Raw genomic sequence first — 9,407 nt, forward strand, 5'->3', positions numbered from 1 at the left:
TATCAGGACTTACCGGGGATCACGTAGGCGCCAGACTCAATGAGATAGCGTTCGGCACTTTCAATTTTACTCACCGCCTCCCGGCCGTGGCGCACCACCAGCATCGCCAGCAGACACTCCGCCAGCCCCATGCCGGAGACCACGGAAGGGAAAAATGACGGACTGTCGATGGAAAACAGCAGCGTGCAGTCTGCCGCCTGCGCTAAGGGGGAAACCGGCGAGTCGGTAATGGCGAGGATCTTCGCCCCTGCCTGCCGGGCTGCCTGTAAAACATCCAGTGATTCGCGCGAATAGGGCGCAAAGCTGGTGAGTAAGACGCAGTCCCGGGCGGTGAGTTCGCGGGTAAAGACTTCGATATTGCTGGCCAGGCCATCGATTAACGATACCTGGCGGTTGAACAGTCGATAGACATAGAACAGCGACCACGCGATCGGAAAGCTGGCGCGGAATCCGCAGATATAGACATTCTCCGCGCTGTCGAGCAAGGTCACCGCCTGCTCCATCTGCTGGGCATTTTCGTTTTGCGTAAAGGTCAGGTTCGCCTGATGCGCCTGAAATACCTCTTTATACAGCTGCGTTTGCGTCCCGCGGGCCATCATTTTTTCCGCTTTTGATACGTATGTATCATTGCGCAGCCCCAGGTCGTCAATGAAATCGCTTTTCAGCTCGCTCCAGCCACGGTAGCCCAGCCGCTGCGCCAGACGCAGCAGCGTCGCCGGTTTTACCCCGGCTTCCGCCGCGAAGGCGCGCATGGATAACACCACCAGCTGACTGGCATTTTGCAGTGAGAACTCGGCGGCGCGTTGCAGCTCGGGCGACAACCCGCCGAATTCATTAATGATTTTTTCCCTGAGATTCATGGCAGCCACTGACTGGTTTTAAGTGAAAGCTATCTAATCATATTTGAGATCAAGACTCTATAGGTGGCTAACGACCCCGCGTGTCACATCCGTTCCCCCTTCTCATTGCTGGCGTGCTTTACTTCAAATATGGCACAAGAGGAATGTCACTGGCGGGTGGGAAAAGGTATGCTCTTATCAGGGGGCGTTGCACATCAAAGCCCTGTTCACTGCTGGAAATCTCACCATGGCACGCAACCGCACTTTTTCTCTCAATCTCCGTTGGCGAGCGCTGCTCAAAGACGCAGGGATGGAGCCTGAACATCTTCTCCGCCAGGCCGGTTTGCCGGACGACACCTTTTCAGACATCAATCGCGGTCTGACTACCGATGAGTATCTGCGTTTCTGGCGCGTGCTGGAAAAAGAAAGCGACGATCAGGCCTTTCCTTTGCCCTTTGTAGAAAGGGTCTCTGCGGAAGTGTTTGATCCCCCGCTGTTCGCCGCCTTGTGTAGTACCCACATGATGCAGGCGGTCCAGCGGCTGGCCAGGTATAAACTGCTTATTGCCCCCATGGTGCTAGAGACGACGGTCGTGCAGAACGGCACGCTGACAGTGTCTCCGCGCTGGCTGGGAGCAACAGAAATCCCTGCCTCTCTGGAAGTGGCAGAGCTGGCATTTTTACTTCGTCTGAACCGACTGGCCACCCGCGAACCGGTTCAGGCCGTGAAAGTAACGCTCTCACAGCCCCTCACCCGCCAGCAGACCCACCACTTTTCAGCCTTCTTCGGCACGACCATACAGCGTGGAAAGCGGGCGACCATCAGCTTTGCCGCCGCTGATGCCCTGCGGCCCTTTTTGACGGTGAACGAGGGTATGTGGCAGGTCTTTGAGCCGGAGCTGAAGCGTCGTCTCAGCCAGCTTAGCGATCAGGCCTCAGCGGCTGAACGTGTTCATGCAGTCCTGCTGGAGCTTCTGCCGGGCAACGACGCCTCTATCGACAATACGGCGCAACGTCTGGGAATGAGCAAACGCACCCTGCAGCGCAGGCTGGAGCAGGAGGGAGAGAATTATCGCGCCCTTGTTCACGCTTGTCGCGAAGCGCTGGCTCGCCACTATCTTCTCAATACCACGCTTTCCGGCTATGAAATCGCCTTTCTGCTCGGTTTTGAAGATCCAAATTCCTTCTACCGGGCTTTTATGGCGTGGACCGGCCAGACGCCAGAAAACTTCAGAGACATGATGCGCCTCAACTAAGCGCGCGTCATGGCGCGCTTTGCCAGTATTGTGGCGCACCGTGCCAGCGACACCGCGCCTGACAGCAGGCACACTCAGCGCAGTCTACTTGCCGAGGTGCTTATGTTTATTCAGGAAAATAAAACCGCGCTGGTCACCGGCGCATCGTCAGGGATGGGGAAAGCCATTGCCCGTCGTCTTATCCAGGAGGGTTACCAGGTTTACGTTGCTGCCCGGCAGCTCGGGAAAATGGAAGATCTGGCTTCGCTAGGGGCCCAATGCCTGCAGATGGATCTCTCACGGCAGGACGATCGGCTGGCGGTCGTGAACACCATTCTGTCTCAGACCGGAGGGGTCGATGTACTGGTCAATAATGCCGGTTTTGGCCTGTATGGCCCGGTCGAAGAGATCGGCATCGATGAGGCTCGCTACCAGTTTGAGGTCAATCTCTTCGGCGCGGCACATCTCACGCAACTACTGCTTCCCGCGATGCGCGCCCGCCGTCGCGGATATATTGTCAATATCTCTTCCATGGGCGGGAAGATGTATAGCGTCCTCGGCGCATGGTACCACGCCACCAAACATGCACTTGAGGGGTGGTCAGACTGCCTGCGGCTGGAAGTTGCCGACTTCGGCATCAAGGTGGTTATCATCGAACCTGGAGTGATTGAAACCGGCTTCGGCGATGCGGCCAGTGAAAGTATTGTCAAACGTTCGGCCACAGGACCGTATGGTCAGTTGGTAAAAGGGGTCGCCCTGTCGATCCAAAAAACGTACGGCCATGGCACCGGCAGCGACCCGCAGACGATCGCCGAGGTGGTCCTGGTCGCGGTGAATGCCTCAAATCCACGCCCCCGTTATGCCGTCGGTAAGTATGCCAAATTGCTTATCCGGATGCGTGTCTGGCTGGGCGACCGTCTTTTCGATCGTATTATCCTCAGCCAGATGCGCTGAGGTCATGTTCTGCTCACTTTCGCCTCGCGCTGGAGGGGGATGACTCTTCCAGCCAGTCGATAAAAAACGCCATAAACGCCGATACCTGAGGGGGCTGCAGCTTTCGCTGGGGAAAGACAAACTGCAGCCCAACCTCCTTGCGGTCTAACCGGCTGAAACCGGTGAAGCGGTCGGCAAACAGCACCTGAAGCCGCCCCTCCTCGACATCCCTCTTCACATCCCACCATGATTTACCGGCGATCCCCGCCCCGCTGAGCGCCCACTGCCGCAGCAGTGCCCCATCGTCGCAGACCATCGCCGGCGTTACCCGGATGACCTGCTCTTTTCCCGCCTCCTCAAAGCGCCACTCGTTCATCACCACGCCGTGCCGCTCCAGCGCCAGGCAGCGATGATGATGCAGCGCCTCGGGCGAAGCAGGCATTCCACGGGCGGCAAGGTAATCCGTCGAGGCCACCAGCACCCGATGGTTAGGACGAATGTGGCGGATGGCCAGGCTACTGTCCGGCAGGTTACCGACGCGAATGCTCATATCCAGCCGATTGGCGACCAGATCCTCCACGCGCTCGCCTAAGTAGACGGAAAAGGTCACTTCCGGGTGACGGCGGGTAAAGTCGACGATGGCCGGGCTAAGGTATTGTCGGCCAAAGTCGGAGGGGGCGGAAAGGCGAATATCGCCGCTCAGGACCCCCTCTTTTTGCGTCAGCAACGACTCGGCGTGGCGCGCCTCCTCCAGCACGCGCCGCGCGGCATGATAAAAATCTTCCCCCGCGTTGGTCAGGGTGATAGCCCGCGTGGAACGATGGAACAGGCGGGTCTGATAACGCTCTTCCATCGCCTTCAGACGTGCAGTCATGGTGGCCGGCGAGAGCGACAACCGTCTGCCGGCGGCGGAGAGTCCCCCCGCCTCGGCGACGGCCACCAGCAGCGCCATATCTTCCAGTTTGCCCATTTTTCGCATTTCCCGAAAAGTGAATCTGTTTTTCGTCTAATTATCAAAATCAGATCCCGACTGTAAAGTGATTTCCATTCCACTCGCAAGGGACATCATTATGAATACGCTCTCACTTTATGATCGTCATCGCATCGGTACGCTGCCGCTGAAAAACCGCATCGTCATGGCCCCCATGACCCGGGCGCGCGCCCTGCAGCCGGGAAATATCCCCTCCGCGCTGATGGCGGAGTATTACCGCCAGCGCGCCAGCGCGGGTTTGATCGTCACGGAAGCGACGCAAATCTCTCCCGAGGGACAGGGGTACTCCTGGACGCCCGGCCTGCATTCCGCAGACCAGATTGCCGGCTGGCAGTTGACGACCCGGGCCGTACACCAGGCCGGCGGCGTTATTTTTTCTCAGCTCTGGCACGTGGGACGCATGTCGCACGCCCGTTTTCATGCGGATGGTCAACCCGTGGCCCCCTCGGCGCTGGCGCCGGACGCCCAGGTCTGGGTGGTGGATGAGCAAGGCCGGGGGCAGATGGTGGACTGCCCACCGCCGCGGGCGCTCTCCCGGTCGGATATCCAGCGTATTGTCGCCGATTACCGCCAGGCGGCGCGCAATGCGATCGCGGCGGGGTTTGACGGCGTGGAGGTGCACGGCGGCAATGGCTATCTGATCGACCAGTTCCTGCGGCGTACCGCCAACCAGCGCACCGATGAGTACGGCGGTAGCCTGAACAACCGGATCCGTTTTGCCCAGGAGGTGCTGACCGCCATCGGCGACGCTATCGGCCGCGAGCGGACGGGCATCCGCCTTTCCCCCTTCATTACCCAGCGCGGGATGAATGACCCGCAGGTGATCGACGCCATCCTTGCCCTGGCGGCCTGGTGCGAACAGCAGGGTATCGCCTTTATCCACTTGGCGGAGGCGGACTGGGACGATGCGCCAGCCGTTCCCCTGCACTTCCGCGACACGCTGCGCGCGACCTTCAGCGGCACCCTGATCGTGGCCGGGAATTACGATCAGCAGAAGGCGGAGCGCATTCTTGGCGCCGGTCTCGCCGACCTCGTGGCTTTCGGCCGGCCGTTTATTGCCAATCCCGACCTGCCGCAGCGGCTTCAGCACCGCTGGCCGCTGGCGACCGTCAGCGATCCCGGCACGCTGTTTGGCGGAACGGCGGCGGGCTATACCGACTATCCCTTCTATACGGAGCATAAAGAGTGAAATTGATCGACAAAATGTTACCTGCCGGGCGTGGTGTCGCTGTTGCCCGCACGCTGGCCAGGCGCGGCCTCACGCGCCGTCGCTGCGCCACCGCGCTGCTGCTTGCCGGGATATCCGGCTCCGCGTTTTCAGCCCCGCAGGGTTTGCTGAAGCCAGCCCAGCTCATCGTTGATAGCGGCCTTCCCCCTGCCACACGCGTCGCCAATGAATATGTCGCCAGGCAATACGCCACGTTCTGGAATACCGGCGATGACGCGCTGGCCCGGGCGGCGCTGGCGGAGAATTTCATCGATAAAACGCCCCCGGAAGGGCGCCGACAAGGGCCGGAAGGAGCGATCCTCGCCTCCAGAGCGTTTCGCCAGGCGGTGCCGGATTTACGCTGTGATGTCGAACAAATGATCGTGGCCGGTGACCGGGTGGTCTCACACTTACATTTCCATGGCCACTTTACCGGGACCTTCGGCACCCGGCAGGGTAAAGGACAAAATATCGATTTTATCGCCACCGATATCTATCAGATCAGCGGCGGTAAAATTACCGCCAACTGGCATATTGAAGATAACCTGACGCTGATGAAACAGCTGGGCACGCAATAAGCTGCTCCCGGACGGTGCGTCAACGCTCGCCAAAACCACGAGCCGCCCCGGTCTCCGCAGGGCGGCTCGCCTGGCGACAGACTGTGCTTAGATTTGCGCCATTCCACCGTCGACATAGATCTCTGCGGCGTTAATAAAGCTCGACTCATCCGACGCTAAAAACACCACCGTCCGACCAATCTCCTCCGGCTCGCCCAGCCGTCCGAGCGGTACGCTGGCGGCCAGGGCGTCGAACAAGCCCTGACGGTCCGCCTCCGCCACCAGTCCTCCCAGACCCGGGGTACGCACCGGCCCTGGGCTGACCACATTGATGCGGATCCCGCGGTCGTTCACCTCCAGCGCCCAGGAGCGCGCCAGGCTGCGTACCGCAGCTTTACTGGCGCTATAGATGCTGAAGTTCGCCGTCCCTTTGACCGCCGCCGTAGAGCCGGTCAAAATCACCGAGGCGCCGTCGGTGAGCAGCGGCAGCGCTTTCTGCACCGTGAACACCACCCCGCGCACGTTGGTGGCGAAAATCCGCTCGACGTGCGCTTCGGTGATGGCGCTCAGCGGCAGCATATCCCCGCCGCCAGCATTGGCGAACAGCACATCCAGGCGGCCGGACTCGTCGGCAATGGTCGCAAATACCGCGTCAAGGTCGCTTAACACGGCGGCGTCGGCGCGGATCCCGCGAGCGGCGGGCCCGATGAATCTTACCGCCGCATCCAGCTCCTCCTGTCGGCGGCCGGTGATATACACCTTCGCGCCCTGCTCCGCCAGCGCTTTCGCCGACGCCAGGCCAATCCCGGTGCTGCCGCCGGTCACTAACGCCACTTTATCCGCAAGTTTTTTGCTCATGGTGCATTTCCTTGGTTAGAGTATAAACAGGCCAGGCTCGCGAAAGCGCCCCGCCGGGTATGGAAAGCACTGTAATCGCCTCACAGAGGCGGAAAAATGGCCTAATCTGAAAAACACTTTTCCCCTCCGTGGATAATGGACGCCCGCTAACCAGGATACTGCGAATAATGGACCGGTTTTCAGCCCTCAAAGCCTTCACCCGCGTTGTCGAAGCCGGCAGCTTTACCCGCGCCGCGGACTCGCTGGATATGCCCAACGCCACACTCAGCAAAACCATCAAGCAACTGGAAGCGCACCTGGGGGTTTCCCTCCTGCAGCGCACCACCCGGCGTATTACCGTAACGCCGGAAGGACGGGAGTACTATGAAAAAGCTCGCTGCCTGCTGGAAGACCTGGAAGAGATCGACGCCTCCTTCAATACCGCCCACAATAAGCCGAAGGGCCATCTGCGGATCGCCATCGGCGGGTCGACCGCGCGCGATGTGCTGATCCCGCTGCTGGCGGACTTTATGACCTCCTGGCCGGATATCCGTATTGATTTGCAGGTGGCCGATAAACCCGCGGACCTCATCAGCGGCAATATTGACTGCGCCATCCGCGGCGGGCCGATGGAAGACTCGACGCTGATGGCCCGTAAAATCGGCGAGGCGACGCTGGTCACCTGCGCCACCCCTGGCTATCTTCAGCGCTGCGGCACGCCCGCCTCGCCGGATGAACTCCACCATGGCCACCAGCTCATCAGCTATCTGTCGCCGGCCAGCGGCAGAGCGTTTCCGTTTCGTTTTACGCGTCACGGCGTCAGTACCGAGCTCAAGACAGAGCCCCATCTCGGCATCAATGAGAGCAACGCGCATATTGCCGCCGTCGAGGCGGGCTTAGGCATTGTGCAGACCTTTACCTATTCGCTAAGACCCGCGCTGGCAAGCGGCAAACTGGTGGAGATCCTCGCCGCCTGGCGCCCGGCCCCCTATCCCTTTCACGTCGTCTATGCCCGGCACCGGCACGTGCCGCCCCGGCTCCGCGTCTTTATTGAATGGCTGGCGGCGGTTTTTCCGGCTGCGGTGCAGGGATAGCGCGCGTTATCTGACGCGGAGCAGGTCGCCGTATCGCGTGGTGTAGCGCGGCGATAGCATCTCTCGCTTCATCTGCCACTGCTGCTGGATCCCCTGGCCGGCAAAATAGAGCGCCCCCCTGCCGTTTTTCGCATTCAGCTGGTCGAGCACCTGCATCAGCCTGGCGCTGTTCTGCCGCGGGGCAAGCTCGTCGAACAGGTTCAGCTGGGCGACGCCCTGGCTGTAGAAATCGCCGAGCATCACCCCGGCCTTCTGATAGCGGTGCCCCGCTTTCCAGATGCCGTCCAGGCAGCTTGTCGCCGCGGCGATAATATCCCGGGAATCCTGCGTCGGCGTCAGCAGCTTCAGCGAGGCGCTGTTGCCGTAATAGGGTTCATTCAGCGCGAAGGGGCTGGTTTTGACAAAGGCGGAGACGAACCGGCAGTACTGATGCTCACCGCGCAGCTTTTCTGCTGCCCGCGCGGCATAGCTGCAGATCGCCTGGCGCATATCCTCATAGGCCGTAATGCGATCCCCGAACGAGCGGCTGCAGATAATTTCCTGCTTCGCGGGGGCAAACTCCTCCAGCGCCAGGCAAGGCTCGCCGCGCAGCTCCCGTACCGTTCGCTCGAGCACCACCGTGAAGTGCTTGCGGATAAAGCGGATATCGCTCTCCGCGAGCTGAAGTACCGTGCCGATCCCCATCGCCTCGAGCTTTTTGCCGATCCGCCGCCCGATGCCCCAGACCTCACTCACCGGCAGCAGCGCCATCAGCTTTCGCTGCCGCTGCGGGCAAGATAAATCCACTACCCCGCCCGTCTGCCGCTGCCACTGCTTCGCCGCGTGGTTGGCCAGCTTCGCCAGGGTTTTGGTCGGGGCGATCCCGACGCCCAGCGTCAGATGGGTGCGCTGCTGCACCGTGGCGCGGATTTCCCGGCCAAAGTCAGTCAGATCTCTGCAGTGGCGCACGCCGCTGACATCGCAAAAGGCTTCATCAATACTGTAAATTTCGCAGCGCGGGGCGAGCTCTTCCAGGGTGGACATCACCCGGCTGGACATGTCGGCGTACAGCTCATAGTTGCTGCTGAACGCCACGACGCCGTGGCGAAGAAACGCCTGCTTCTGCTTAAAGTAGGGTACGCCCATTTTCACAAACGGCTTCGCCTCCGCCGAGCGGGCGATCACGCAGCCATCGTTGTTCGACAGCACCACTACCGGCCGCCCCTTCAGGTCTGGCCGGAAGGCGGTCTGGCAGCTCGCATAGAAGGCGTTCACATCACAGTGCGCGAACATGATCAGCCCGCCGCCTTGATGATGTAGGTCACCACGCCGAAAATATCGAGCGTCTCCTCGCGGCCGACCACGATGGGCGAATAGGCCGGGTTCATCGGGTTAAGCTGCACCCGCGGCAAAAGCTGCAGCTTTTTTACGGTAAACTCGCCGCCGACGGCGGCAATCACGATATCGCCATGCTCCGCTTTGCGCGCGCTGTCCACCACCAGCAGATCGCCTTCGTCAATGCCGGCGTCGATCATGCTGTCGCCAGCGGCTTTGACAAAATAGGTCGCGCTGGGATGCTGCACCAGCAGCTCGTTGAGGTCGATTCGCTTCTCGACATAGTCCTGAGCCGGGCTGGGAAAGCCGCACTGCACCAGGTCGGCAAAAAAGGGAAAGGAGACAATCTGACGTAGCTCAACCGGCGTGTAAAAGTTCATTTTTCAACCCACCATATAATG

At 60.5% G+C, this 9,407-nt stretch carries 10 protein-coding genes; 5 read left to right on the plus strand and 5 right to left on the minus strand.

Annotated elements, in window-relative coordinates; genetic code table 11:
* Positions 1 to 2: 2 nt before the first annotated feature.
* Positions 3 to 860, minus strand: coding sequence for a MurR/RpiR family transcriptional regulator (locus tag ACOI6Z_RS23575; protein WP_044522282.1), 858 nt, complete (start codon positions 858 to 860; stop codon positions 3 to 5).
* A gap of 226 nt (positions 861 to 1,086) precedes the next feature.
* Here ACOI6Z_RS23575 and ACOI6Z_RS23580 point away from each other — a divergent pair, with 226 nt between their 5' ends.
* Positions 1,087 to 2,094 carry an AraC family transcriptional regulator gene (locus tag ACOI6Z_RS23580; RefSeq protein WP_064154861.1) on the plus strand — a complete coding sequence of 336 codons (1,008 nt, stop codon included), beginning with the start codon at positions 1,087 to 1,089 and terminating at the stop codon, positions 2,092 to 2,094.
* Positions 2,095 to 2,196: 102 nt separating this feature from the next.
* Positions 2,197 to 3,027, plus strand: a complete 831-nt coding sequence (locus ACOI6Z_RS23585; protein WP_044522348.1) for an oxidoreductase — start codon at positions 2,197 to 2,199, stop codon at positions 3,025 to 3,027.
* A 13-nt stretch (positions 3,028 to 3,040) separates the two neighbouring features.
* Here ACOI6Z_RS23585 and ACOI6Z_RS23590 read toward each other — a convergent pair whose 3' ends face one another.
* The gene (locus ACOI6Z_RS23590) at positions 3,041 to 3,976 is read right to left on the minus strand and encodes a LysR family transcriptional regulator (protein WP_065812720.1); all 936 of its coding nucleotides are present in this window, start codon (positions 3,974 to 3,976) and stop codon (positions 3,041 to 3,043) included.
* Between the two features lie 100 nt (positions 3,977 to 4,076).
* Here ACOI6Z_RS23590 and ACOI6Z_RS23595 point away from each other — a divergent pair, with 100 nt between their 5' ends.
* Positions 4,077 to 5,186: an alkene reductase gene (locus ACOI6Z_RS23595; RefSeq protein ID WP_065812719.1), complete on the plus strand. Its 1,110-nt coding sequence runs from the start codon at positions 4,077 to 4,079 to the stop codon at positions 5,184 to 5,186.
* Positions 5,183 to 5,782, plus strand: coding sequence for an ester cyclase (locus tag ACOI6Z_RS23600; protein ID WP_171882686.1), 600 nt, complete (start codon positions 5,183 to 5,185; stop codon positions 5,780 to 5,782). The genes ACOI6Z_RS23595 and ACOI6Z_RS23600 overlap by 4 nt, the downstream gene beginning before the upstream one ends.
* Before the next feature lie 87 nt (positions 5,783 to 5,869).
* Here the strand turns inward: ACOI6Z_RS23600 and ACOI6Z_RS23605 are convergent, their stop codons facing one another.
* Positions 5,870 to 6,619 (minus strand): SDR family oxidoreductase, encoded by a 750-nt coding sequence (locus tag ACOI6Z_RS23605; protein ID WP_012542112.1) that lies wholly within the window; start codon positions 6,617 to 6,619, stop codon positions 5,870 to 5,872.
* A 167-nt stretch (positions 6,620 to 6,786) separates the two neighbouring features.
* On the opposite strand from ACOI6Z_RS23605, the gene ACOI6Z_RS23610 reads away from it, so the two are divergent.
* Entirely contained in the window at positions 6,787 to 7,692 is a 906-nt protein-coding gene (locus ACOI6Z_RS23610) for a LysR family transcriptional regulator (protein ID WP_044522273.1), read from the plus strand.
* A gap of 6 nt (positions 7,693 to 7,698) precedes the next feature.
* Here the strand turns inward: ACOI6Z_RS23610 and ACOI6Z_RS23615 are convergent, their stop codons facing one another.
* Together ACOI6Z_RS23615 and ACOI6Z_RS23620 are read right to left on the minus strand one after the other, a co-directional pair.
* Positions 7,699 to 8,964 carry a Y-family DNA polymerase gene (locus tag ACOI6Z_RS23615; protein WP_065812718.1) on the minus strand — a complete coding sequence of 422 codons (1,266 nt, stop codon included), beginning with the start codon at positions 8,962 to 8,964 and terminating at the stop codon, positions 7,699 to 7,701.
* A 2-nt stretch (positions 8,965 to 8,966) separates the two neighbouring features.
* Entirely contained in the window at positions 8,967 to 9,386 is a 420-nt protein-coding gene (locus ACOI6Z_RS23620) for a translesion error-prone DNA polymerase V autoproteolytic subunit (protein WP_032452491.1), read from the minus strand.
* Between the last annotated feature and the right edge of the window lie 21 nt (positions 9,387 to 9,407).

It is taken from the genome of Klebsiella sp. C239 (assembly GCF_048822715.1).
GTDB lineage: Bacteria > Pseudomonadota > Gammaproteobacteria > Enterobacterales > Enterobacteriaceae > Klebsiella > Klebsiella quasipneumoniae.